The organism is Microbulbifer maximicatervae (SeqCode) (genome assembly GCF_052467615.1).
The window spans coordinates 3092429-3115941 of record NZ_CP174319.1 but is presented as its reverse complement, the minus strand read 5'-3'; the positions used below and the strand labels follow the sequence as shown (position 1 = coordinate 3115941).

Genomic DNA, 23513 nt, shown 5'->3' with positions numbered 1-23513 from the left:
GTATTTCCTCCCCCTATGCCGCATATTTCCTCACTCTGAAACTTCCCTCAGCTCTATCTATCCTTATTCATTGGTGCTCTATCGAGCCTCGAATGATTTGGAGCGGTTGCTGCTATGAAACAGGGACAGGGGAAAGTGAAAAGCGCAAAGCAATTATTGGCGCTGGCGCTCTGTAGCTTTATCTCCTGTGCCGCCGCTGCGCAAAGTTCGGAACCTGCACCAGCTGTCAGACTAACTTCCAAAGAGCCCGATGACTGGCGCTTCCTTGCCACTCCCTATCTTTTTCTCCCGCTTCGCACTAAAGGGACTTCTACTGTCGCTGACACCAGTGTCGATATTGATCTGGATTTAAGCAAAACCCTGGAGCTCCTCAACGCTGCATTTTCTGTACGTCTGGAAGCCTGGAAAGGGCGCTTTGGGGTAGTGGCGGATCTCTACTATGTGCACCTCAGACTGGACAAGGGAGCAACCATCACCCCGCCGCGAAACCCACAGCTGGATATCGATGTAGATATTGATGTGGAAGTGGATGCTCGCCAGGGCTGGATAAATGCCCTAGCCGGTTACCGGATTTTGGAAGGGAACCTGGCTAATAGTGGGCGAAAGTACTTCGTTGATGTGGGAGCGGGTTTGCGCTGGAACCGATTAAAGCAGGAAGTGAAAGCACGAGCGGGAATTAATATAGGCCCCAGACCCGAGTTCAGGAATCGCCTCGGAGGCAAACAGAGTTGGTGGGAACCTACACTATCTGCGCGAGGTGCAATCGGAATTACTGAATGCCTAACCATTGCTGTACGCACGGAATTGGGAGGCTTTGGCGCTGGGGGTGATGACTTACAGTGGAATCTACTAGCCGGATTCGACTGGCGCGCCTGGAAGACAACCTCGCTGCGTTTTGGGTATCAGTATTACAGTATTGATTATTCCGATCGACTCTCTGATGGGCGTTTTGCTTATGATATTACTCAACATGGGCCGTATATAGCGGCGACTTGGCGGTGGTAGTTGAGCGAGTTCTATTTTTGATTAAAGCGTGTGGGGTCGCTCAATGATCTTCTTAGTGACCGTTATTTATGAAGAGGCTAAGATTTTTAGAGTAATAATCTTAAAATCAAAGAGTTGGTTATCTATCTGCAACATTTGATAGTGGTTATATTGATCATACTTTTTTATTTGGTTCGATGGTCTCATTTATGTACATCTAATTGAAATGATAGTGAAAGGTAAATGTGAGCAGTTGATTTACATTTGAAATAGTAGTCAAGATAATAGTGGTTAGGGTGACTACTATATAAATGCTGCATGAATGGATGATTAGGTGGGTTGGCCAATATTTTTAGAGAAATATTACTCTTTGACAATTATAGGTATGGTCGTAGGGCTGATTTATCCAATGTATATGACCTGTTGGAGTAACCAAGCTAGGCGTGGAGAGTTGTCGGAAGAATCTAGAAGTCGAGCTTCTCTTATGCTCAGTAGCATAATCTGTTCATTTAAATTTGGAGTTTTTACATTCCTGTTTTTAACAATAGTAGCTCTTTTGTGCGGTATAGCGCTTACGACCTGGGCAATATTCCATGAATTATACAGCTAGTGGCTGTTATCGATCCTATGGGGCGGAATGGCTTTTCTACTGCTTTAAAGTTAGGCACTACATTCATTAAACGTGAGTCACTATGGAAAATCCTGCAGTCTACATCATTACATTGATAGCTGGCGGACTGGCTCCACTTTGCTGGTTCCTCATCCGACGTAATCATGTCCTCTCCGAAAAAATTGGAATCCTCCAAGCATCGATTGATAGTAAAGATAAAGAGTTGCAAAGGCTTATTGCCGAAAGGGAAGAGGCTGATAAAGTATATAACGAAGCGATCAAGACTCTCACAAAAGAAAATAAAAACCTTAAAAGTGTAATTTCTCAATACAAAAAACCAATTCATATGCCACAACCTATAAAGCCCATGGGTAGTGGTGTAAAGTAAATGTAACAAGTTTAGGCTTTGCTCCTGAATAATGACCCATATTTGGACGTTAGGAGTGAATAAATTTCCTGAGATCTTCGAGAATATGAAAATTGATAAAAGTGATGCTCGAAAAAGAGCCGATGAAATTAAGCCTTATCGTTGTAAAAATCTGATAGCTGTTCTCGAGTGTCCAATGGATATGAAGAACATTGGAGCAGTCATTAGAAACGTCAATGCATTGGGTGTTGAAAAAACGTATATTATTGATCCACGCAACCTAATACCCGATGACTGGCAGGAAATGAGAGAAAGGAAATCACTCTCAAAACCGTCTGTCTCTGCGATCAAATGGAGTTTCGTAAAGCGTTTTGATAGTACCAAAGAATGCCTGGATCATTTGGTGAACAACGGATTTATCTCGATTGTCACCTCTCCCCATGTAAAAGGAAAAAACAACTTTATATTGCATGAGGCTGATTACACTCAGCCAAAACTGGCTGTTTGGTTTGGTAACGAATCTAGAGGTATAAGTGATCTAGCAGTCGAAAATAGCGCTTTCTGCGTATCCATTCCAATGTTTGGAATGATTGAAAGCTTGAACCTCGGAACAACTTCTGGAATTGTATTGTATGAAGTTACTAAGCAGCGCCGTGAATACCAGGAAAAGTACAAGAGAGCAAACCGTAGCGACTAATAGAACGATGAAGTTGATGTCCTATTTGTGTGTTTTTTACACGGTGGCTGCATTCTTTTCCTCAAATGGGTTAAGAAACTTTCCTTATTGAATAGGCACCTACCTTTCGGTCGCAATTACTCTTGGGTAACTTATAAAACAAGCAAAAATTATTTCGTCCTTAAAAGCACCCCAAAACGATAAGGTCAAAGTTACTTTAATATGAGCAGAATAGAGTTTAAGGAACTAACCCAAGCGAATCGAGGTGAGCTGTTAGCTGTACTCAATGAGGATTCACTTAGGGAGCACTTAATTAAACATGAATATTTTGATGACCAAAGCCTTAATGGGTGGATCAAGTCTAAGTTAGAAGTAGACTCCCTGCCTGGGTGCCGTGTTCGACTAATTTACATCGGTGGAGTATTAGCTGGGTGGTGTGGTATTCAACCTGACGATAGCGGCTTTGAGATGGCCGTTGTCATATCTCAACAGTTTTGGGGTTCTGGACTCTCGGTATTCAAAACAATGATCGGTTGGGCTAAGGAGTTAGGGCATAAGGAAATGGTGTGTCATTTGCTTGACAGTAGGCCAGAATACAGAGCTTTGAAAAGAATATCCAAAACAGTACATAAAACTGAGCTGTTGGGTCGATGTTTTACGACATACTGTATCGAACTCGATAAATATGTATAGATTAAACTATAACTGGTCGGTGTATCGTTTCTTTCTTGTTATATGAAAAAATAAACTATGGCTTGGATTTTGGTTTCAGATATTTTTGGTCGTACAAAAGCGTTAGAGCGATTTGCAGCTGATCTTCCTGGTAGTGTAGAGATAGTTGATCCGTATAATTCAGAATTGATGAATTTCGATTGTGAAGTTGAGGCGTATTCACACTTTACATCAAAGGTTGGGCTCGATAAATACGTTGAAAAATTATCAGAACGAATCAGCGCATCATTTGGTCATGTGAGTTTAGTAGGTTTTAGTATTGGTGCATCGGCCATATGGAGATTATCTGATCATCAAGCTTTGAGTAATGTTTCAGGGGCAATTTTATTTTATAGTTCACAAGTTCGCCATTACGTCAAAATTGATCCTATATTTCCTACGCGCTTGATATTCCCGGCGATGGAGCCTCACTTTTCTGTATCAGAGGTCATGCAGACGTTGAAGCAGAAAGAGCAAGTGGAGGTTCATCATTCCACTTACCTTCATGGCTTTATGAATCCCCATTCCAGAAATTATAATGCAGAATCTTATGCTAAATACAAGCAGATAGTATGTAATACGCCCTTCAATGACCCCATCTGTAAAGGTTTCAGTTGAGTGCAGTTCGTATTGGAGTTTGAAAAATATCACATAGAGACAGTTGTTGTTGGTTAGTTTGTGCAAGTATTTAGCTAACCGAGGCCTTTCTAAAGGTCATAGACTAACTGGAAAGCCGCTGGGAAGACCGAACATTTGCTTCTCAACGGCTTCGACACTTCACCATCTATTCCTTTTGGATGCGCCTATATATTTCTTCTCGATGAACAGGTACGGATCTGGGGGCATGTATCCCCATCTTCACTTGATTGCCTTTAACCTCTAATACCTTAACCGAAACTTTGGTGCCGATTCGTAGGCTTTCACCTATTCGGCGTTTCAACATCAACATATTCGTTTCCTATTGATACAAGCTACAAGAAAGGGCGTTCTCTTGGGTGAGTATTGAAAGAAGCGGCTAGAAGAGGGGGAGCACGAGAGCGATAAGCATAGAAGAAGAAAAGGCGAGCGCAACGCTCCCAGGGCTTGGGGACACGCCTCAAGCTGCTGAATGTACACCACTTTATTGAAGACGAGCGGGTATCTAGCGTATGATGCATATAGCCAGTGCGTCCTGAGTATTTTTTTTTTATTTATTTTTTTATAAATAAAAAAATACGTGCTATCCAGGAGATGGAGGTCGGCCCTCCGTTATCGCTTTGCAGGAAGTGGTAACAAACCGCCTCAAGGTGATCGGAGTAAAGAGCTTTGGTTAGAAGCGATTGAGGAAAAGGCGTACGAGATACGTCAGGTATGTTGTGTAGAGACGAATGCAAATGAACCACTGATGAGGTGTCGAAAGCGTATTACCAAGATGATGTCAAAACCCGTGCACTGGCTAAGTGCGGGGATAAGCTTGGAGGTTACCTGTTTACCGACCGAGTGGCATCCGGCATAGAGGTGGCGTGAACACACAGCAGGCTTTTGGGTGGAACAGGAGAACCTGTCGTCCAGGTGTTAAGGAAGAGCGTCAAGTAGAGGCCCTACAAGACGTTGAGTACCAAGACTGGTCACAGGGGCGGAACAACCCGTAGTAGTGGAGAAGCGGCTGTAATGGACGTGGAGCGAAGGGGTTGTCGTATTCGGCGACTAACCGTGTAATCAACCCAGATGGGGAGGAATTAACGATTAGCGCAAAGCCATTCAATATTCCCAAGCGAGCGGTTTGGGAAGCGTGGAAGCAGATCAAGGCTAATGGCGGCGGAGCGGGGATTGATGAGATAACGATAGAGCAATACGAATCGAGTCTCGTCAAAAACCTTTACAAGCTATGGAATCGGATGTCATCTGGCAGCTATTTTCCATCAGCCGTCAAACGAGTGGATATTCCGAAACTCGATGGCAGCCTGCGACCACTGGGTATCCCCACAATCGAAGATCGCATTGCACAAATGGTGGCTAAGCAACTGCTGGAGCCAGAATTGGAGAAGGTATTTCACCCTGACTCCTACGGCTATCGGCCAGGCAAATCTGCTATAGACGCAGTGCGTCGAGCTCGACAACGATGCTGGGATAGAATCTGGGTAGTTGATTTAGATATCAAAGGTTTCTTTGACAATATTAATCACGAACTTCTGCTGAGGGCATTAGATAAACATAATAATCATCGGTGGGTCAGACTCTATGTACAGCGCTGGTTAACGGCTCCAGTACAACATCGGGACGGACAGCTTGAAGAGCGAACACAAGGTACTCCACAAGGGGGTGTAATCAGCCCGCTACTGGCAAACTTGTTTTTGCACTACACGCTGGACGCCTGGATGGTGAGAACGCACAGAGATATTCCTTTTGAGCGTTACGCGGATGATGCTGTTTACCATTGTCGTAATCCTCGTGAGGCGGATCGCTTACTGGCGGCTCTAAAAGCACGCCTGGCTACCTGCGGGCTTGAGGCTCATCCAGAGAAAACGCGCAAGGTCTATTGCAAGAATAGTAATCGTAAAGACTCCCACCCAGTGATCCACTTTGACTTTCTGGGGTTTCGATTTGGTCCCAGAAAAGCAAGGAATCGCCAAGGACAGATCTTCACCGCATTTAGTCCTTCAATGAGCCCTAAAGCTTTCAAGAGGATCAAGGATAAGGTTAGGCAGTGGCGTGTGATTAACTGGGTGGATCGATCACTATCTGAAATGGCAAAGGTACTTAATCCCGCAATACAGGGTTGGCTGAACTATTATGGTCACTTTGGGCGGAGATATGGTGTTTATCGGTTACAGAAGTATCTTGATCAAACGCTGATGCGTTGGGCTAGGAAGAAGTTTAAGCATCTGAAGCGAAGCTGTTTCAAGAGTTGGGCCTTTATTGGAAAGGTTCGTCAACAAATGCGCGGCTTGTTTGCACACTGGAGAATGGGAAGATTGAAAATGTGCTGAATACGAAGAGCCGTATGAATTGAGAGGTTCACGTACGGTTCTGTGAGAGGTCGAAGGGGAAGTTCCTTTGGTCTACTCGACTTTTGATAATTATGGTATCAATTTGGTTAGCTGGCCCCGGGTGTTGGTAGCACCTTGGGTCAGCGCCTTTTACTTATTCTTATATCTCGCTACCGTTCTCCTCTTGAAGAAATAGATCGTTTAGGAAGTTCTGGTACTTCTATTTAGGTGAGAGCCGAATCAAGCCCAACCAAAAATAACAAAATATTAATAGAGATCTATCGATTTTACGCATCTTTGATATGGAAACAAACTTAATTGTTTCTAATAGGATAATTTAAGCGCCTTTTATTTACCTATGCGCTAGTGTGATGAAGCTCAACCAAAGAGTTTCTCTCGTAAAATACAAGCACCTGGTAGGTCAGCTTCAAATTCTTAGAATCTATATATTAAACATAAAGAATCTGAAAAATTTTGGTCGAAATATCGTAAGTGTTTTTTAATGAAAACCCTGAAGCTTTAGGAATAATTGCCAAAGGTAACTTGCTACGGGGCCCATTGGATTAGAAGCTTGTCTTGCCACGCGTACTTCCAGTTCTTGCGGTTTTGGGATCCCTTCCACTGCAATGGGAGATAATAAGCCCTGTTCAAGCTCCGCTTCTATCATATGTTCTGGTAGCGTACCCCAACCCATACCTTGAAGAATAATTTCTTTTTTAGTTGGAAAATCGTTGACTCTCCATTGATCGCCCCCTTCAAGCACCCCGTAGGTTTTAGTGGATGACTTCCTACCACTGATGATCACCTGGGGATGGCGTAGCATAATCTGCCTTGGGACTTCCTCGTATTGGGTAAGTAGGGGAGAGTCGCCAGCGATCACAGAAATGAATTTCATATTCATTAGATGAATGGATTCAAGCTGGTCGTAAGTTTCAGTCCACGGAATAATAGCTATGGAAACCTGGCCTCCCTTCAATAAGTCCAGTGGCCCAAGGCCATTTTCGGAATAGACCTCCAAGCGTGTTTTTGGGTACTCAATTTTGCACTGACGGATTGCGCTGAGTATTGGGCCGACTGGTATGGCGGAAGTAAACGCAATACCTACTTCCAGTTCTTCTCCTGCGACTAGCTGTTTAGCTAAGCTCTCAAACGAGTGGGCTTCAGCTAGTACATGTTTGGATTGTTCATACAGGGCTTTGCCGTCAGCTGTGAGTGTGCTCCTGTATTGGTCCCGATCAAACAATTGTAGATTGAGGTCCGCCTCTAATTTCTTGATGGCGGCGCTTATAGTGGGCTGTGTTCGGTGAAGTGTTTGGGCAGCAGCTTTTAGCGAGCCACCTTCAACTATCGCCTTAAAATATCGTAATTGTTCCAAAGTCATAGTGGCGTGAGCTTAGAGAAAATATAGGTAAGTTTCTGATGCAGCATATTTGAGGATCTTAAACTGAAAATAGCCATTAACTGGCTTTCTTTTGTGAAGCATCTTTTCTGTTGTGCTGACAACATGAGTAATCTGCACTTGATACCATTTGCCAGTGCTTGCAAACTGGACAGCATCAACACCGCTGATCATTTTGAATGAGTAACGTAAACCAGCTATTTGTTTTTCTTCTGCCAGCAGAAGCTGGGAGTCTGCATACACCTTTTTACTACATACCTGCGCGGTATCATCACCCGATATCAGCTAAACCAACATGTTAGTCAAAAGCTAACAAGAGGTTAGATTATAGTTAATATCATTAGCTTAAGTCTAACTTTATCCTTATCTCCCTATCAAGAAGTGACCTGTTCGTGAGGCATTGCGAACGGTCGCGCTTTATCCGAACATTTGGACGATATTGAGGCGAGTTATGATCAAACGGACAGACGTGTTAATCGTTGGCGGAGGCTTTGCTGGTGTTTCTGTGGCCCAAAAGTTAGCTAAGCAGGGTATGCAGGTGGTGTTGGTTGATCGAAAGGACCATTTTGAAGTGACCTTTGCCACATTGCGTAATGCGATAGCTCCTAGCTTACTGACTGCTAATCCACGTAAGTATTATCGTGACTTTATTCAGAGTGATTTTGTTCAAGCAGATGTGGTTTCCATGGATGACCGGATAGCAAAGTCATCGAATGGATTAGAGATTTACTTTAAGCGGGCAGTTATCGCGACAGGCAGCCGCTACCCAACCTTGCCGATAGCTAAATCTACATCAGCTTATACAATTTCCGAGCGTGAGCAAGAAATGCGGAATGAGCAAAAAATACTGTCGAAATCTCAGTCAGTTTTGATTGTAGGAGGCGGTACGGTTGGCGTGGAGCTGGCCGGGGAAATTAGCAGCGCTTATCCCAATAAAACCGTGACGTTAGTCCATTCTAAAGATGTACTACTTGGCCATCTTAAGCCTAAAACTCAGAACAAGGCGCTAGAACAGCTTGCGGCTAAGGGTGTTAGCGTACATCTCAATACCCGGCTAGTTAAGGAAGGTGCAATTTACCGTTCTATGAATACTCAAGAAACTTTCAAGGCAGACTTGGTTTATGAATGTGTAGGTATGTCGCCAAATACCGAGTTTCTGAAAACAGAATTACCCGGTGTGTTAGATAAGATGGGATTAATTAAAGTGGACGAATATATGCGAGTTAGGGGTTATTCTAACCTTTATGCGATAGGTGATTGCTCTACTCTGGATGAAAATAAGCACGGCTATATAGCAAACGTTCAAGGAGGCATCTTAGCGAGCGTTATCATTAATCAAGCCAAAGGTAAAAAGGTTAAGCCTTATAAAACACCTAGTTATGCCATTGTTACACCGACCGGTACAGAGACTGGTGTAGCTCAAATGCCCTTTGGTGTATTTACCTCAAAGCTATTCGTTAACTTAAAACAAAAAGACATGGGGATAGGCCATATGCTTAAAGCGAGCGGTACAACTCCAGACTTACTTAGCTAGAGCTTTTTGATATGCAGTAGAGTATCTCTGATGAAAATCTACTAGTCTTTAAGGTTCCTTTGAGTAGACATTCTCACTGGCCATTGAAAATTAAGTAAGAGGTAGTCCAGATACTAGCCATACTTGCCAGATGCGTATGAGGCGGCATAGAGGTGTTACTGCCATTAGTAGTAGTTTATTTGCGTAGGTAGGTTCCCCCCTCTGAATTGATTACAGGAAACCAGGTGGCCTTTTCTTCTTAATTTGCGGTATTGCGTATTTACTTTCTTCAACGTAATGTTTATGCCGAAAGCATGAAAATGTAAGAAGTGAGTTCCCGCTCTTATGGGGTTCTACGGGGCACCCGTAAGGGCTGGTGAAGGTCCAAACTTATGGACGGCTCCTTTCGTGTGATGAATATTTTTCATAGGCTGTAATCTGAATGGGAAATTGAGCATAGGTAGGAGGTCTGTATGTTTATAGGAGAGGTGTCAAGAAGGACGAATCTCACTGTAAAAGCGATAAGATTTTATGAGGAAAAAGGCCTCATTGCCGTTCCTAAAAGGCAGGGCAGATATAGAGTCTATACAGCAGAAGATGTTGAAATTCTTACTTTGATCTCAGAAGCCAAAGTACTTGGGGTGACTTTGGCTGAGTTGAAGGATGTTATTCGATACCATAATGGAGAGGTTGATTGGGCTCGAATCAGTGTCTTTCTGAAGAAAGTAAAAAGAAAAATTGAGGCTGAATTGGAATCACTTTCTAATAAAGCTGAAAAGGTTGATCAATGTATTGCGTCTATAGATTCCTGTCATAAAAGCCTTGACCCTCCCCTTAAGGGGAGACGGTAGACTTTTCATCATGTCTTTAAGCAATAGTATGACGAGATGAAAAATATCCTACTTATAAATGGCAATCCAAAGAAGAACAGTTTTGTTAAGCAGTTGAGCGATGTCTATGAGTCTGAAGCAAAGAGACAGACTAATGTTCGACGATATAACCTGTCGGAAATGGACTTCAATTCGAATTTAGAGTTTGGGTACGATGACTATCAAGTATTGGAGGATTGTCTATCTGAATTTCAAGAGGCTCTTAAATGGGCACAGCATATTGTTGTGGTGTCGCCTATTTGGTGGGGCGGATTGCCAGGAAAGCTTAAAGGCTTGATTGATCGATCTTTTCTTCCCGGAATTACCTTTAAATTTGAGAGTGGTAGTGCAGAACCGATACAACTTCTTAAAGGCAAAACATCAAGAATAATTTTGACAATGGATGCCCCTACAGAATATTTAGAAGAACAAGCAAAGCCAGTATTAGAGCAGCTTGATCGATTTACTCTTCAATACTGCGGCTTCTCGAAAGCAGAGGTTAGTTTATTTGGTTCAATGATTATGTCTGATAAGAAACAACAGGACTCCTGGTTGAAAACTGTTAAAGCACTTGGTGCTAGCTGTATTTAGCCTAGAACAAATCAATCTATGTTAGTTATGACTTCCTAACGACAACCAATACACTTGACGATACCTTAACTTCAATAGTTATGATTATTGGCAACAAATCCTGTATAAAAGCCATTTACCCTATGGAACTTTCGGGGAAAATTTGACAGTCTCTGGGCTTATCGAAGATGAAGTCTTTATCGGCGACCAACTTAGCATAGGCGATTGTCTCCTCGAGGTAAGTCAGCCAAGAATTCCATGTTTTAAACTCAATATGGCTTTAGATAATGATAATACCGTTAAATTATTTAAAGATTACTTCAACACTGGTGTGTATTTTAGGGTGCTTGAGGAAGGTTATATAGGACAAGAAAAAAACTAAGTAAAGTTGCTGAGGCACCTGGTTCTGTCAGTGTAAATGCCATGTTTAGAGCCTTATTTGATAAGGAGTATGCTTTTAGCAAACAAGTACTTGAGGCCGTCCATCAATTGCGGCCCCTCTCCCAAGAGTGGCGAGAAAAAGTGGAAAGACGCCTGAAGAGGATTGATTAGATAAGCAGTTTTGTGATGGCTCGTAAGACCTTCCTGTTTGTATCTTTGGTCAATGGCGCTAAAGCATTATGCCTGCACTTCAGATTGATTTGCACTGCCAAGATGCACGGCCTTGCCCCCTAAATGTATTACGTCAAGTTGCTTGAGCAGATTCCTCACTGTCAATCCGTTGAGGGTTATGAGTCACTGCTACCTTGGGGCATCCAACTTGAGAGAGTGGAGTGGCCATTAATAGTTAACGCCTTTAAGTTTTGATAATTATTTCAAATCTGCTTTGAGCGCATTGATACCGTGCTTGCCAAGAACACATTTCACAAATACGCTTTACTAAGTACAGCCCTTGCCCCAAGCCGGAACTATGTTTGTTTTTTGCACTTTCAGTAAAAGGATCTTTTATCAACTTCTGCTGAATCTCATCAATATTATTCGAAAAATGTAAATTTCCTTGTGAAAATTTAATGCTCAATTTATGGTCGCTGGCGTAATGATCTGCATTTTCTATGAGGTTAGTAAAAAGGTGCAGCAACAAATTTTCATTAGCTCGCACCTTTTCTTCAGCAGAAACCTGAAGTTCAAAAGTTAAAAGGCTATCAGGGCTTGCTTGTACATGATTTAATATCGATTTTTCAAGTACAAACAATAAGCTTACCTCCTGGCGTTCCAGTGACTCCTGCCTTGCCAGAGCCAGCAGAGTTGATATAGTTCTTTGCATCTCTGATGAAGATTTTTGTAGTCTCTCAATCTCCATTAAAGATATTCTGCCAGTACCAGCTACTTTGCTAATAATATTACGTAATACACTCAATGGAGTTCTGAGTTCATGACTAATGTCCCGAGTAAAGTCGGACTCACGCTTTAAGATGACTTGTTTATACAATAAGGTATCTTCAAAAGTCTTTGCCAAATAACCTATTTCATCTTTAGGGTAAGCTCTGGCGAAGCCCGGCGAAATGGGCTGCTGCTTACTTCTTGAGATTGCATAAGCAAGAGATTGTAGAGGCTTTAAAGTATAACTTGATACCCAGAAGGCCAGCAATAAACCTAAAACTACGAGTAACACAAGCATCAATGATAGCCATATCGTTACTTCTGGTAGAAAATCAGTACTAACTTCGTAAGCGGAAATGTCTGCAACTAATACCATTTCCAGCTCCCCCAGAATTACTGGTTTGATATGGAGAGTTGGGCCTCGATCTAATACAAATTCAACTCTTTCTGGATCTTGCTCTAGCAAAACAGGAATATTACCTGGCAAAGCACTTCTACTTCCATACAACTGAATAAACTGCAATCTTGGAGTTGTAATTTCTCCCGATGATTTATAGACTTCCTTGAGATATATGGCCTCATTATTGACTAATCTATTAAAAATATTATCTTCTACTACCCAAGCATAAGCCACTATTACAAGACTATAAAGCAAACCCAAAAAAATTGAGTAAATTGCAATTAAATACAAGGTGCGCTGCTGTATGCCTTTCTTTGGCCACTGAGCTGGGTTATTCATATGGCACATCTAATTTATATCCAACCCCATGAATATTTTTTAGCATGTTATATGAAAAAGGCTTATCCAATATACTTCTCAATATATAGATATGTGATCGTAATACATCACTATCAGGAAAATTATCTCCCCAAATTTTACTTAATAGTTCAGAGCGGGTCATAGCTTGAGGGAACGCCTTGGCGAGTAACAATAGTAGTTTGAAGTCTGTACGACTGAGCTTTAGAGTCTGCCCTCGGCGGGTAGCTTTATGCTGGCGTATATCAATACACAATTCTCCAATATTAAGGATTTGAGATCGATAAAGGTTATGTCGACGATATAAGGCCTTACACCGCATAGCCACCTCTTCCAATGAAAATGGCTTGGTTAGATAATCATCAGCACCAGCTTCAAAACCAATCCCTTTGTCATAAATACTATCTCTAGCGGTGAGCATCAACACCGGGGTATTCACTTCATAATTAGTTTTGATCTGTCGGCATAACTTAATACCATCAATATCAGGCAACATTAAGTCCAGCAATACTACATCATATTGATGTTGTTGAAACAGGCTATACCCCATCTTGCCACTACTGGCATAGTCTACCTGGAACAGTTGTTGCTCTAAAAAGTCGCACACCTGGCAAGCGATGTCTGTATTGTCTTCAATTAATAAAGCTGTCAGGCTCATGATTACCTCTTAGTCAGCACTATTTCGTAAAGATAACACTTTGTTGATGGCCAAGTCATATCCGGCAGCGATAGCTTCTGCATTCGGAGTTACTGGGATATCTGGTATTACACCGCTAACTTTATTGTCCCCATTGGGCCTTACCAGCTTGCGTGTAGTGATATAAGCCCTCAATTGTGAATGTGGCAAATTAAACAAGTTACCTTGCGCAGTTTGGTTAGAGTAGCCTTCCGTTTTCTGACCAATCAATGTAGCAAATCGATGATCTTGAGCCGCACTAGAAAATACGATAGCAGCAGAATAAGTAACCGGGCTAATCAGTATATAAACTTCTCCTTCAAATAAGTTATTATTATCTATGGGGCGGTGCCATTCATCCCAGTCGTATTGAATCAATTCTCCAGCTTTTCCCTTATAGTTAAAAAGCCCTCGATTTTGTTGATTCAATTTTTCTGTCATATAAGAAATCATACGAAACTCTTTGTGGGCAATATAGCTTAATAAATAGGTGGCGCTATCAGTATTACCCCCTAAGTTTTCGCGCAAATCGATAATCAAGCATGTAATTTTTCTATTTTTGATATCAGTAAAAGCTTGATCGATAAACTTGCTAAACCAGTCCAATCCTACATCAAAGCTGCCTATATGAAGATAAGCAGTGTCATCTGATATGACTTTAAAATAGAAGTCCTGCCTGCCATTGATAATTTCATCTTGAAGGTGCCAGTTTTGTTTGGAAAGTAACTGGGTAGTATGATTGGATCGGCTTACAGGCTCCTGCCATTTCAATTCAAAATCGTCAATAAACCCAAAGACAGCCCATAACATTACACCAAACCGTTTAGTAATAATTTGCTCTCTTAGAAAGCGAGACTCCCCACCTGCAAACTTCTGCATATGATCCATCAAGGTTTGAATACTTTGACCATTAATTCCTGTAATTCTTGCCCCTGCCGGCACTGATTGCCTACCATTTATATACGTATTCTTTGTTACGATACTACCATCAGGAGTTAAAGTAACAGCCAATGGAAAGGGCTTTTTGCCACTGGCTATAAGTTTTTCATACTCCTGATAAGGCCATATCAGAAAAGAATGACCATCATTAAACTTGTGCGCCAGTTGCCCTACAATTCGATAGAAATGGAGTCGATTCATAGAATCAGAGATTTGTAGCTGTAAGTCTCTCACCGCTTCTTCCAGCTCCTGCAAATCGGTATAATGATCTAGTGCCGGATGTCTTTCTAAAGCCCCCAAGTAGAATGCCTCCACATCTTCTCGCATTTCAGCAACAGTTAATTTTTTTTCCAACAAAGAGCTGTCTGTTAACTCAGGAAAAATCTCTAGATGTGATGAGTTACAAGCAATAACCAATACTGAACTTACCAGAAAAAAACAAATTTGATATAACCTTTTCATTTCGAAAACTCAAGTTTGAAATGAGCAGCTTAACAATGGGGTTGTGAAGATTCTGTCAAGCTACGTAATAGCAAAGCTAGAAGCTATTCCATTAACTCAACAGGCCTAGTTAAACACCCAGTTCAACTTGCGTCAGCTAAAGGCAGGTAGTTTGTTTGGCATTGCATCTCTGTTATTTGGGTAAGTTACAACCCCAGGAGCAGTTCTGGAAACCCAGCAAATAGAGTATTGACACCGGAGCTGATAAAATGTTGTAAATTCAATAGCTTGTCTAGTTCTAGGAACCTAACGCCCAGGGTTCTTTCTCCCAATCCAACCTCTAGACATCACTTACCAAGCCTCCCACCAAGGAAAGCGCTCTCACTTCAATAGGTAGAGATCTAAGAAAGTGTGTTTCATGCAATGTATCTAATTGAGTGTATTTTCTACCAGGTTTATGTCTATCTGGTAGAAAGTGCAGTAGCTATTGGGGCTATAGTATCGCTCAATCTTAATCCCGCAGAATAAAAATTGATCATTCGATTGATATTAGAAAATAGTGCTCGTTACTCCATAGTTTCCATCATCATCTATTCTTTTGGACAGACTTGTGGATTTACTTACAGCGAATAGGTGGATATCTGAGGGTGTATCTATAAATTTAAGATCGTCGTGTCCCGATAACTCTCTCTGTAACTGAGTGCTCAGTGTGGATTGGCAATACTAAATGAGCCGCAAGGTCAGTATATATGGAGGGCAAGAGGGAGGTCTGAACCTTCGCTATAGAGTCGCTTTTGTGTATATTTCATACAAATAGTCGGCGGATCACACCTCTTCTCACAAGAATCAGACAAAATTCATATGGACGTCAGGTCTTATAAAGCCTGAATAGATACATTGGTTGCTTATTACTTCATGTTTAAGCAAGGATATGTCATGAGGCACCTTTGTATTTCAATTGCTCTACTCTCACTCCTAATTTTGAGTGTTCACAGTTATAGTCAGGATACACCGACAGCTCTTGAGGGGCCCTATCTTGGACAGAAACCTCCTGGGTTAACTCCAAAGTTATTCGCTCCTAATCCCTCGAAAGAGTATCGGGATTGGGGTGGCTACTTCACGCCTGATATGCAGGAGTACTACGTTACAAGAAGATATCACCAAAGTGGCGAGTCTTCGAAGGTTGTATTTAAGCTTGAGGGTAATCGCTGGTATGAATCGGAGGTGGCCTGGGGTGGCTCTATCTCACCTGATGGTCAAATAATGTATTCTAGAAATCGATATAGAGAGCGCACTGACAATGGTTGGTCAGAACCTAAAACCATGGGGCCACTATTTGAAGACTTTCGTATCATGCGCCTTACGGCTTCTGCAAAAGGAACGTTTGTATTTGATGAAGTAGGTTCAAATGGAGATGGTATTCTTCGCTATTCGCGTCTGTTAGATGGTAAGCGTGAAGCGCCAAAACCTTTTGGAGAGCAGATAAATACAGGCAAGTGGACTGCTCATCCGTTTATTGCCCCTGATGAGTCCTACATTATCTGGGATAGTGAAAGAGAGGGTGGATATGGTGATAGCGATATGTACATCAGTTTTCGTCAACAAGATGGCTCATGGGGTGCGGCTATTAACTTCGGTGATAAGATCAATACAGAGGGGGAAGATGGTGGTGGATATGTAACGCCCGATGGGAAATACCTTTTCTACTGTCGGCGTTGTACTCCACCGAATTTTGAAATAATGTGGGTAGATGCGAAGTTTATTGAGGCCCTTAGGCCTAAATAAAATTTACACTAAGCTACGCCTAGTTCTCTGTATCTATCATCATGTTGCTAAATTTAAATTCTTTAATGATATTTCCGGTCTTCACGATACATGAAGCCCCGGTTGATCCCGCAGCAACTTGTTAAGTTGTATAGAATCCTTTCACCAAGTGAGAAGGTGAGCACCACACTAAGTGTGCTGGCGCTCACTTTTATATATTGCTCAACTCAGCCTCTATTAGCCACTTGCTACCGAAAACTTGAATCTATGTTGAGAGAAATCAGGTTAGATAAAGGTTTGTGCAAATAGATATGCGCACCACAAAAGCCTGTTCTTTCTGATAACCTTTTATCTATTTGGAGCGGAAGTTCAGTCTGAGACATTTGTTGTAGAACAGATAGCTAATACCGGAGTTAAAATTAGCTGGAGGGATTGTTCAGTGCGAATAGATGCTCTTTTGGGGCTCCATGATCGGTTAAAATCTATACAAGGTGATATAGATGTCTCAGATATGTGGGCTTTGTATCTTTCTATTACTAAAAAAGGAGTGTCTTTTTGACTAAAGGTGAATGCAATTGTGGAGAGATAGCTTATGAGATACAAGAATCCCTCACAGATTTATATATGTGCCACTGTTCAATCTGTCGTCGTTCCACAGGGAGTGGCGCTATTACTGTAGCTATTGTGCCTACCGAGAAGTTTAGTTGGGTTAAAGGTAAGGAGAACCTTAAGTACTGGTCTAAGCCCGGGCATGATTGGCATACAAATTTTTGTGCTACTTGCGGTTCGACTCTGCCCGGAGAGAATGATTCTTTAAATACTTACATTCCTGCAGGAAGCTTGGTGGATGGTAACGAGAATCTAAAAGTGGTTCATCATTTATGGGTTGACTCAAAGGCCTCTTGGGAAGTAATAGGTGACGCCGGGAAGCAGCATCCCAAGGGGTTTGAATCTTAAATTATTTAACGTCCTGGTTTATTGCGCTTTATATTTTTACTCATTATTACGTGTGTAGTGGCAGGGAGGTTAATTTTGGAGTGAGTTTTGTTTCTGGAGCTTGAGAATACAAGGCATTTTTAGGTGTATTATCTCGGCTGTAATAGCCAGAGAGATAACTCATTCTCCTGTTCAGAAAATTGCCGAAACAAGCTCATATCCTCTATCTAATGTCCATATAAAAGCAATTGCGCTACAGAGTCCAGCAACAGAATAACGTATCCGGATTTCCCACTCCTTTTTCCATCGACTGGCCAAATAGGTAAGGGGCCATATGGCAAGAATTATGAGTACTTGCCCGGCTTCTATTCCCAGGTTGAAGGCCAAGAGGCTTTGCCAGATATTTGGGGAATCAACTTGGAGTATTTCATGTAATAAAAATGAAAAACCCAGGCCATGGAGCAGGCCGAGCATGCAGGTGCCGATAAAAATTGTACTTTCGCTGCCTGTGATCTTAGTGTCTTCCCTGTGTAGTGATATCCAGGCCATATAGATTATGGATAGGGCGATACCGGTTTCTACCATAGGCACAAACCAGCTGACTGTGGGAACAAAGCCAAAGAATCCGGCTGAGAGGGTGATACTGTGACCGATGGTAAAGCCGGTAGCGCGCCACAAGAGTAGGGGTAGGCTGAGTGCACCGAGGCTTAGGCAGAGTACAAACAACACGTGGTCCAACCCCTTCAGGATATGGGCCATGCCCTCCGCCAGAAAAGTCTTTACAGCGTCTATTGAGGAGTGGGTAATCAGTAGTGGCTTTTGCATAAGACCGCGTGAGCGAAATACCTGGGTCTTACCTGGGTTGTAATCCAGCACCAGGTTTGCGGTGTCTTCCTGGTTGGGGAGGCCGGGGTTAAGAGAGCTGGATAGTTGGTATTCACCAAGGGGAGCTTCCAGAGGGTAGTAAATCTGAATATCAACCAAGGTGTCGCCCACATACAACCTTTGATTGGTATCTTCAGGAAAGTATTGCTGCATAAATGCCTGCTGTGCCTCCTCCAGCGTTGCAAAATCCGGTTCATTCCCTATCCGATACAGGCGCACGGCTTTTACATCGCCTTTTATTTGCATGTCAGTATTGCGGAGAAAAGTGGCGCTCTCTGCAATACTACCGAGTCCTAGAGGCGCTAGCTCCAGCTGCTGGAAATCCACATAATGGACCAGGTCACCTTGATCCAAGGAGTTTTTGGTATATGGGGCGGGTTGTGGGAGTTTGCCTGTATAGGGGTCGCGCCCCTTTCCTGCTTTATCTGCCAGTAAATAGGGCATAGGCACTCTCATATATAGGTTGGCACCACTGGCTGTGTGCTCTATATGGAAAATCCGTACATTGAGGTTGAGAAGGAAATGCGCTTGTGCTTGCCCGCTGATGCTGGACATGAGGAGGTATAGAACAAGCATTGCGGGGAACCTGTATGTGCTGTTTTTCATGGCCCTAACTATTTCTCTATTTTATTCTTACCGCACGGATAGGGGAGTAAATCCAGCGATTTTCCAGTGGTTATCAGACTGGATAATTGCGATATTGGCCCGGGTTTCTTGCGATCTTTGTTCAAAGTGTCCCCAGCTTCGGTCCTCTACTACCGCCTGCCAACTTGTAATCAATCGGAACCCTTTATTGCCATTCAGGTTAATTTGGCTGGAGTACTCGACTTTAAGATTTGTAATAGTACTGATTGATCCCAAGCCACCACTCGTTGTTTGGGGGCGATAAATTTGTGCCAGATTTGCATAGGTACTTTCGAAGCCTTCCTTGGTAATCAGGTTTTTTAGCTTTAATTCCAGATTGATCGGTAGAGGTTCTTTAAATGCGGCTGCAACTTTTAACAGTAGCTGTTCTGTTACTTGGCCCAAGTCCCGTTTTTTAGCGGTTCCTGGGAGGTTTACCAGGTATTCTTCTGGAAGATTGAGGTACAAAGCGCCAGCTGAGATTATTATGGCGGTATAGATAATAGTTGAACCCTTGCGGCCTAAAAGTGAGTGTTTGGTGGATAGCGTCAATACAATTATCGTAATAATAAGAAATGAAAATAGGATAGCCATAGGGACCGCCAAACTAGGGGTTTCTATTACGAGTGGATCGCTATTTGGAGGTCGGTAATCGTATAGGTAGTTGTGCCACTGAATATCAGGAAATGAGGGAATTACATGGGTGGGGAATGGGCCTGTGGGGTCCTGAATAAGGGTGGGAACGGAGTTGATCGTATCGGTGAATATATTCCAGTCTACGGTAACACTCTGGGGCAGTGCATCGATGGAAAATTTTTCCCGGTAGCCAATCATCACTGAGCCCATTTCAATAGTGTCATTCTCTGAAATCTGTGAGTACCCGCTATTATTTGCGCGGAGAAAAACAGTCTCAATGCTATTCGGCTGTGAGGGCGACTGATCAATAGAAGTTGGATTTTTATTATTTAGATAGCTGCGTACTGTGTGGTGCAGGAAGGCCTTACTTTCTGGTGTTAATGGTTGCCAGGCATCAAAAGGGTGATTGGTCCACTCCAGTAAGTCCTTGGTGCGCACGAGTATCTCATGGCGTATCTGGCGGGGCTCTACGTAGAGGAAAGACATTAGAGGGTAGCGATTATGCCGACTAATGTCGGTGTTCTTAAAATGTGTATTCCATGGGTCTTTCCAGTCGATAATGAGTGGCTCAGGTTGGGATAGGTAGTGAAAGCCGCTGATAGGTGTTTGCCCGTGGCGACTGGTAAAGCCAATTGTCACGGATGCCAGCTTGTCACTACCGATGGGTGGTTTTAGTTGCAGGTCTGAAAGTCCACCGATAGGATATTTCAGCTGAGTTAAAAGAATCTTTTTATCTGCTGGGAAATCCGGCATTTTTATGCCGGTGCGGGGATCGGTTTGCCCAGCAAAAGGGGAAATTCTAGGTTTCCTCTGGGCTACTCGAATTGAGATGACTTTGGGCTTAATGCTCTTGTTTCCAGAGAGTACTTGAAAATCGAAAGATTGCTGGGTTTTTGCCGATTGGGCCAGTCGATAAATGTCTGGTGTATCTTCAATTCCTGGCCAAAATAGTTTGGCATCGCTTGCTGATATCTCGAATCTAATGTTTAGGATATTTTTTTGTATATCAATCTCCGCAATATTGTTGGCGGTCTCTGCGCCACTTAAACTGATGAAATCAGCCTTGCTGGTTGTTGATAATGTACTGTTGAATAGTATCAGGGCCAGGCTGATAAGTATTTTGTCGAATGATAAATAAAATTTCGCTTTGGGAGTCATGTGTTGCTTGAGCAGAGTTGATCAGTTGCACATTATTCGTTTTTGAAGGGGGGTTAATTTAGTCTGGTGCTTCAAGATTAGTACCGAAGGCTGCATTGACTTCCCCGTAGATTTTCTCAATCAGCTTTTTATAAATTACTTTTCCGCCATAAATGGTAGGTATGAATACAACCTCAGTAGGGGCAGCTGGTAACTTTTCGGACTCCGCCTTTGTACTGCTGGGGTCCCAGGTCGGAAATTTCACTTGCCGGTTACTGATGGCCCATTCCATTCTGAGGGCGTCGAGATCGCCAATGTGGTTGCTGAGCAAATGCTCGACATGAAAAGTTAATTTGTCGCTGTTACTCAATGCTGGCAGGAAGTAGGTGGTGGCTTGCTTTTGGCGAGGGGAGGCTATACGAGTGCCGGGCAAGTAAGCGTCCCCGATTGCCGAAGTCGTATTTTTCTTTTGTAGTTCTTGAGACCAGAGAGCATCACTGAATCCGGATGCCAGTAACAGAAGAGTAATACTGAAACGCTGCAATAGGGGTTTAGTCGGAATCATCTTCTTGTACAGAGTTTACTTATGGGTTTTATGCCTTTAGGCAGCTTAGTTGATGATTCAAGTCACAATATGAGGGTAGGTTGGTATGGCGTGGAGTTTCGTTTTGAAACTTGAATAAGTTGGTGTTGCCAGTTTTGGGGGATACGGGGATTTAATTGATGACGACTAGATGATTCGGCAGTTCATCTTTAATGGTGCTGGTGGGTATCGCTTCGTGAAGTAGATCTCCGCATTGCTCAATACATGCCAGTAATGCCTCTCCAGCTTTTCCCCGCTTGATTTGTTGCACAAAATTTTCAACTACTCTCTGCCAGTTGTCATTGGTGATGTGTTGGGCAATGCCTCTGTCGGCCAGTATTTCTACATAGTGTTCGGCTTCTGAAACAAATATCAGTAGCCCGAGTCGGTCCTTGGTTGCGTGTAAATCCTGCTCCAGAAATTGCCTGCGGGCTAAATTTGAAGCTCGCCAGAATTTTATTTTCTTTGGTACCAGGCGCATGGTGATGGGGCGCCAGCGGAATATTACTGCCAGGACAATAAATAAAATCCACTGAAGCGTCACCGCCTGTTGGAGGTTGATCCAGAACGGCAGGAATTCGATCAGAGGGGAGACTAACAGTGTTAGGAATGCGGCCCATAGAGTAGAGATATAAAGGTAGTTGTCGGCTTCCTTGGCGACCACAGCCATGACTTCAGCGTCGGTGCGGGACTCTACTTCCTTGATTGCCTCTGCTACCTGGCGTTGATAAGTATTGGTGAGCATTACCATCCTCCCGATGCGCCCCCTCCGCCAAAACCTCCGCCGCCCCCGCTAAACCCGCCCCCAGAGCTGCCGCCGGATAGACCTCCGCCAAATCCACCTCCACCATAGTAGCCGCCGTAGCGCCCCCGCTTAAAAATGCGGCTCTGTGCAGGTGAACCCAGTGCGGCACTGCCGAAGAGGTGTAGCATGACCAGCAGAAGGAACAGGCCGACCAGTACAGCAATTCGACGCCCCTCTTTGGTTTCTACGGGTTCAGCGACATATTCATTTTTCGTCGCGGCGATAATTGATCGAACCCCTGCGTTGATTCCGCCGCTAAAATCGCCATTGCGAAACTCTGGCAGTACTTTGGTTTGGATAATATTTGCCGCCAGTGCATCGGTTAGGGCTCCTTCCAGGCCGTAGCCTACTTCGATACGGACCTTTCTATCATTGGGCGCAATCAGGAAAAGCACTCCATTGTCTTTGTCTTTTTTTCCTAGCTTCCACTTGCGTGCCAGTTGGTTGGCATACTCCTCTATAGTGATGCCCTGAAGCTCGGGTATGGTGGCGACAACCAGCTGATTGTCGCTGTCGCGCTCATACTGTTGTATCAACTCAGTAAGTTGGTATCTCTCATCGGCCTTTAACAACTCTCCCTGATCTACTACCCGGCCGGATAGCGCTGGAAACTGTACATCGGCCCAGGCTGTTAAGGCACAGACCAGAGCGATCAGGATGGTTATGGTAAGACTGGGGCGGTTCATTTTGGGGTCGATGGCGCCTGTCTATTGGAAGTTGACCTCAGGTGCCTTATCGGCATCTTCACTGGTGGCTTCGAAAGTTTCTCGAAGCGGCATATCCCTGTAGAGCACGGCATGCCAGATTCTTCCTGGAAAAGTGCGAATCTCGCGGTTGTAGCGCTCTACAGCCTGGATATAATCCCGGCGCGCGACACTGATGCGGTTTTCGGTGCCCTCTAACTGAGATTGCAGTGTGAGGAAGTTCTGGTTGGCTTTGAGGTCGGGGTATCGCTCTACCACCAACATAAGGCGGGATAGCGCGCTGGTTAACTGGCCTTGTGCTGCTTCGAACTGTTGCAGCTTGGCTGGGTCATTGAGAAGGTTGCCGTCAACCTGGAGAGAGCTGACTTTGGCCCTGGCCTCAGTGACGGCTTGTAGGGTTTCCCGTTCGTGGGATGCGTAAGCTTTTACGGTTTGCACCAGATTGGGAACCAGATCGGCACGGCGCTGGTATTGGTTTTGAACCTGGGCCCAGGTGGCTTTAACCTGCTCGTCATAGGTTGGGATATTGTTGACACCACAGCCGCTGAGGGTGGTTGCCAGCAGCAGTAGCAGTGAGCTCTGCCAAAAGGGCCAGCCGCTGGAGAGCGCAGAGGTCATGCGGAATATCCTTATTCTCA

The 23513-nt window shown here is 43.5% G+C and carries 24 protein-coding genes; 12 read left to right on the top strand and 12 right to left on the bottom strand.

Annotated features, from left to right (window positions below; all coding sequences use genetic code 11):
• The first annotated feature begins 135 nt into the window (after positions 1-135).
• From ACJJIM_RS13745 to ACJJIM_RS13725, 5 genes are all read left to right on the top strand, one after another.
• On the top strand, positions 136-1005 hold the full coding sequence (locus ACJJIM_RS13745; RefSeq protein WP_444911242.1) for a hypothetical protein: 870 nt from the start codon (positions 136-138) through the stop codon (positions 1003-1005).
• Positions 1006-1676: 671 nt separating this feature from the next.
• Positions 1677-1982, top strand: a complete 306-nt coding sequence (locus ACJJIM_RS13740; protein ID WP_444911241.1) for a hypothetical protein — start codon at positions 1677-1679, stop codon at positions 1980-1982.
• 55 nt (positions 1983-2037) lie between these two features.
• Positions 2038-2658, top strand: a complete 621-nt coding sequence (locus ACJJIM_RS13735) for a TrmH family RNA methyltransferase (protein ID WP_444911240.1) — start codon at positions 2038-2040, stop codon at positions 2656-2658.
• A 201-nt stretch (positions 2659-2859) separates the two neighbouring features.
• Positions 2860-3330: an N-acetyltransferase gene (locus ACJJIM_RS13730; RefSeq protein ID WP_444911239.1), complete on the top strand. Its 471-nt coding sequence runs from the start codon at positions 2860-2862 to the stop codon at positions 3328-3330.
• A gap of 57 nt (positions 3331-3387) precedes the next feature.
• Entirely contained in the window at positions 3388-3966 is a 579-nt protein-coding gene (locus ACJJIM_RS13725) for a dienelactone hydrolase family protein (protein ID WP_413662784.1), read from the top strand.
• Positions 3967-4132: 166 nt separating this feature from the next.
• Here ACJJIM_RS13725 and csrA read toward each other — a convergent pair whose 3' ends face one another.
• The gene (gene csrA / locus ACJJIM_RS13720) at positions 4133-4297 is read right to left on the bottom strand and encodes a carbon storage regulator CsrA (RefSeq protein ID WP_413662783.1); all 165 of its coding nucleotides are present in this window, start codon (positions 4295-4297) and stop codon (positions 4133-4135) included.
• Positions 4298-5018: 721 nt separating this feature from the next.
• On the opposite strand from csrA, the gene ltrA reads away from it, so the two are divergent.
• On the top strand, positions 5019-6317 hold the full coding sequence (gene ltrA / locus ACJJIM_RS13715) for a group II intron reverse transcriptase/maturase (RefSeq protein WP_413662121.1): 1299 nt from the start codon (positions 5019-5021) through the stop codon (positions 6315-6317).
• Between the two features lie 499 nt (positions 6318-6816).
• Here the strand turns inward: ltrA and ACJJIM_RS13710 are convergent, their stop codons facing one another.
• Both ACJJIM_RS13710 and ACJJIM_RS13705 read right to left on the bottom strand, forming a co-directional pair.
• Positions 6817-7698 (bottom strand): LysR family transcriptional regulator, encoded by an 882-nt coding sequence (locus ACJJIM_RS13710; protein ID WP_444911238.1) that lies wholly within the window; start codon positions 7696-7698, stop codon positions 6817-6819.
• Positions 7699-7710: 12 nt separating this feature from the next.
• On the bottom strand, positions 7711-7959 hold the full coding sequence (locus ACJJIM_RS13705; RefSeq protein ID WP_444911237.1) for a hypothetical protein: 249 nt from the start codon (positions 7957-7959) through the stop codon (positions 7711-7713).
• A 208-nt stretch (positions 7960-8167) separates the two neighbouring features.
• Between ACJJIM_RS13705 and ACJJIM_RS13700 the strand changes: the two genes are divergently transcribed.
• The 4 genes from ACJJIM_RS13700 (at position 8168) to ACJJIM_RS13685 (ending at position 11050) form a co-directional block, all read left to right on the top strand.
• The gene (locus ACJJIM_RS13700; protein ID WP_444911236.1) at positions 8168-9250 is read left to right on the top strand and encodes an NAD(P)/FAD-dependent oxidoreductase; all 1083 of its coding nucleotides are present in this window, start codon (positions 8168-8170) and stop codon (positions 9248-9250) included.
• Between the two features lie 452 nt (positions 9251-9702).
• Complete coding sequence (locus tag ACJJIM_RS13695) at positions 9703-10080, top strand: MerR family transcriptional regulator (RefSeq protein ID WP_413662780.1); 378 nt, start codon at positions 9703-9705, stop codon at positions 10078-10080.
• A 36-nt stretch (positions 10081-10116) separates the two neighbouring features.
• Positions 10117-10689 carry an NAD(P)H-dependent oxidoreductase gene (locus tag ACJJIM_RS13690; RefSeq protein WP_444911235.1) on the top strand — a complete coding sequence of 191 codons (573 nt, stop codon included), beginning with the start codon at positions 10117-10119 and terminating at the stop codon, positions 10687-10689.
• A gap of 97 nt (positions 10690-10786) precedes the next feature.
• Positions 10787-11050 (top strand): MOSC domain-containing protein, encoded by a 264-nt coding sequence (locus tag ACJJIM_RS13685; protein WP_444913397.1) that lies wholly within the window; start codon positions 10787-10789, stop codon positions 11048-11050.
• Between the two features lie 414 nt (positions 11051-11464).
• On the opposite strand, the gene ACJJIM_RS13680 is transcribed toward ACJJIM_RS13685, so the two are convergent.
• Genes ACJJIM_RS13680 through ACJJIM_RS13670 form a run of 3 tightly spaced genes read right to left on the bottom strand, consistent with a single transcriptional unit; the run spans position 11465 to position 14822 of the window.
• Positions 11465-12727 (bottom strand): sensor histidine kinase, encoded by a 1263-nt coding sequence (locus ACJJIM_RS13680; protein ID WP_444911234.1) that lies wholly within the window; start codon positions 12725-12727, stop codon positions 11465-11467.
• Positions 12720-13403 carry a response regulator transcription factor gene (locus ACJJIM_RS13675; protein WP_444911233.1) on the bottom strand — a complete coding sequence of 228 codons (684 nt, stop codon included), beginning with the start codon at positions 13401-13403 and terminating at the stop codon, positions 12720-12722. Before ACJJIM_RS13675 ends, ACJJIM_RS13680 begins: the two co-directional genes overlap by 8 nt.
• 9 nt (positions 13404-13412) lie before the next feature.
• Entirely contained in the window at positions 13413-14822 is a 1410-nt protein-coding gene (locus ACJJIM_RS13670; protein WP_444911232.1) for a S41 family peptidase, read from the bottom strand.
• Between the two features lie 915 nt (positions 14823-15737).
• On the opposite strand from ACJJIM_RS13670, the gene ACJJIM_RS13665 reads away from it, so the two are divergent.
• Both ACJJIM_RS13665 and ACJJIM_RS13660 read left to right on the top strand, forming a co-directional pair.
• A complete protein-coding gene (locus tag ACJJIM_RS13665; RefSeq protein WP_444911231.1) occupies positions 15738-16586 on the top strand; it encodes a hypothetical protein in 849 nt (282 codons plus the stop codon).
• 534 nt (positions 16587-17120) lie between these two features.
• Positions 17121-17522, top strand: coding sequence for a GFA family protein (locus ACJJIM_RS13660; RefSeq protein WP_444911230.1), 402 nt, complete (start codon positions 17121-17123; stop codon positions 17520-17522).
• A 171-nt stretch (positions 17523-17693) separates the two neighbouring features.
• Here the strand turns inward: ACJJIM_RS13660 and ACJJIM_RS13655 are convergent, their stop codons facing one another.
• From ACJJIM_RS13655 to ACJJIM_RS13630, 6 genes are all read right to left on the bottom strand, one after another.
• Positions 17694-18962 carry a HupE/UreJ family protein gene (locus tag ACJJIM_RS13655; RefSeq protein WP_444911229.1) on the bottom strand — a complete coding sequence of 423 codons (1269 nt, stop codon included), beginning with the start codon at positions 18960-18962 and terminating at the stop codon, positions 17694-17696.
• 57 nt (positions 18963-19019) lie between these two features.
• On the bottom strand, positions 19020-20804 hold the full coding sequence (locus ACJJIM_RS13650) for a hypothetical protein (RefSeq protein ID WP_444911228.1): 1785 nt from the start codon (positions 20802-20804) through the stop codon (positions 19020-19022).
• A 58-nt stretch (positions 20805-20862) separates the two neighbouring features.
• A complete protein-coding gene (locus ACJJIM_RS13645) occupies positions 20863-21348 on the bottom strand; it encodes a hypothetical protein (RefSeq protein WP_444911227.1) in 486 nt (161 codons plus the stop codon).
• Between the two features lie 151 nt (positions 21349-21499).
• Positions 21500-22111: a TPM domain-containing protein gene (locus ACJJIM_RS13640; RefSeq protein ID WP_444911226.1), complete on the bottom strand. Its 612-nt coding sequence runs from the start codon at positions 22109-22111 to the stop codon at positions 21500-21502.
• Entirely contained in the window at positions 22111-22857 is a 747-nt protein-coding gene (locus ACJJIM_RS13635) for a TPM domain-containing protein (RefSeq protein ID WP_444911225.1), read from the bottom strand. Before ACJJIM_RS13635 ends, ACJJIM_RS13640 begins: the two co-directional genes overlap by 1 nt.
• Before the next feature lie 21 nt (positions 22858-22878).
• The gene (locus ACJJIM_RS13630) at positions 22879-23493 is read right to left on the bottom strand and encodes a LemA family protein (RefSeq protein ID WP_444911224.1); all 615 of its coding nucleotides are present in this window, start codon (positions 23491-23493) and stop codon (positions 22879-22881) included.
• Positions 23494-23513 lie beyond the last annotated feature (20 nt).

Excerpts from the sequence above, each read along its gene's own strand:
- ACJJIM_RS13740 (WP_444911241.1), top strand. The coding sequence starts at position 1,677 with ATGGAAAATCCTGCAGTCTACATCATTACATTGATAGCTGGCGGACTG.
- ACJJIM_RS13730 (WP_444911239.1), top strand. The coding sequence starts at position 2,860 with ATGAGCAGAATAGAGTTTAAGGAACTAACCCAAGCGAATCGAGGTGAG.
- ACJJIM_RS13725 (WP_413662784.1), top strand. The coding sequence starts at position 3,388 with ATGGCTTGGATTTTGGTTTCAGATATTTTTGGTCGTACAAAAGCGTTA.
- csrA (WP_413662783.1), bottom strand. The coding sequence starts at position 4,297 with ATGTTGATGTTGAAACGCCGAATAGGTGAAAGCCTACGAATCGGCACC.
- ACJJIM_RS13710 (WP_444911238.1), bottom strand. The coding sequence starts at position 7,698 with ATGACTTTGGAACAATTACGATATTTTAAGGCGATAGTTGAAGGTGGC.
- ACJJIM_RS13700 (WP_444911236.1), top strand. The coding sequence starts at position 8,168 with ATGATCAAACGGACAGACGTGTTAATCGTTGGCGGAGGCTTTGCTGGT.
- ACJJIM_RS13695 (WP_413662780.1), top strand. The coding sequence starts at position 9,703 with ATGTTTATAGGAGAGGTGTCAAGAAGGACGAATCTCACTGTAAAAGCG.
- ACJJIM_RS13690 (WP_444911235.1), top strand. The coding sequence starts at position 10,117 with ATGAAAAATATCCTACTTATAAATGGCAATCCAAAGAAGAACAGTTTT.
- ACJJIM_RS13680 (WP_444911234.1), bottom strand. The coding sequence starts at position 12,727 with ATGAATAACCCAGCTCAGTGGCCAAAGAAAGGCATACAGCAGCGCACC.
- ACJJIM_RS13675 (WP_444911233.1), bottom strand. The coding sequence starts at position 13,403 with ATGAGCCTGACAGCTTTATTAATTGAAGACAATACAGACATCGCTTGC.
- ACJJIM_RS13670 (WP_444911232.1), bottom strand. The coding sequence starts at position 14,822 with ATGAAAAGGTTATATCAAATTTGTTTTTTTCTGGTAAGTTCAGTATTG.
- ACJJIM_RS13665 (WP_444911231.1), top strand. The coding sequence starts at position 15,738 with ATGAGGCACCTTTGTATTTCAATTGCTCTACTCTCACTCCTAATTTTG.
- ACJJIM_RS13655 (WP_444911229.1), bottom strand. The coding sequence starts at position 18,962 with ATGCTTGTTCTATACCTCCTCATGTCCAGCATCAGCGGGCAAGCACAA.
- ACJJIM_RS13650 (WP_444911228.1), bottom strand. The coding sequence starts at position 20,804 with ATGACTCCCAAAGCGAAATTTTATTTATCATTCGACAAAATACTTATC.
- ACJJIM_RS13645 (WP_444911227.1), bottom strand. The coding sequence starts at position 21,348 with ATGATTCCGACTAAACCCCTATTGCAGCGTTTCAGTATTACTCTTCTG.
- ACJJIM_RS13640 (WP_444911226.1), bottom strand. The coding sequence starts at position 22,111 with ATGCTCACCAATACTTATCAACGCCAGGTAGCAGAGGCAATCAAGGAA.
- ACJJIM_RS13635 (WP_444911225.1), bottom strand. The coding sequence starts at position 22,857 with ATGAACCGCCCCAGTCTTACCATAACCATCCTGATCGCTCTGGTCTGT.
- ACJJIM_RS13630 (WP_444911224.1), bottom strand. The coding sequence starts at position 23,493 with ATGACCTCTGCGCTCTCCAGCGGCTGGCCCTTTTGGCAGAGCTCACTG.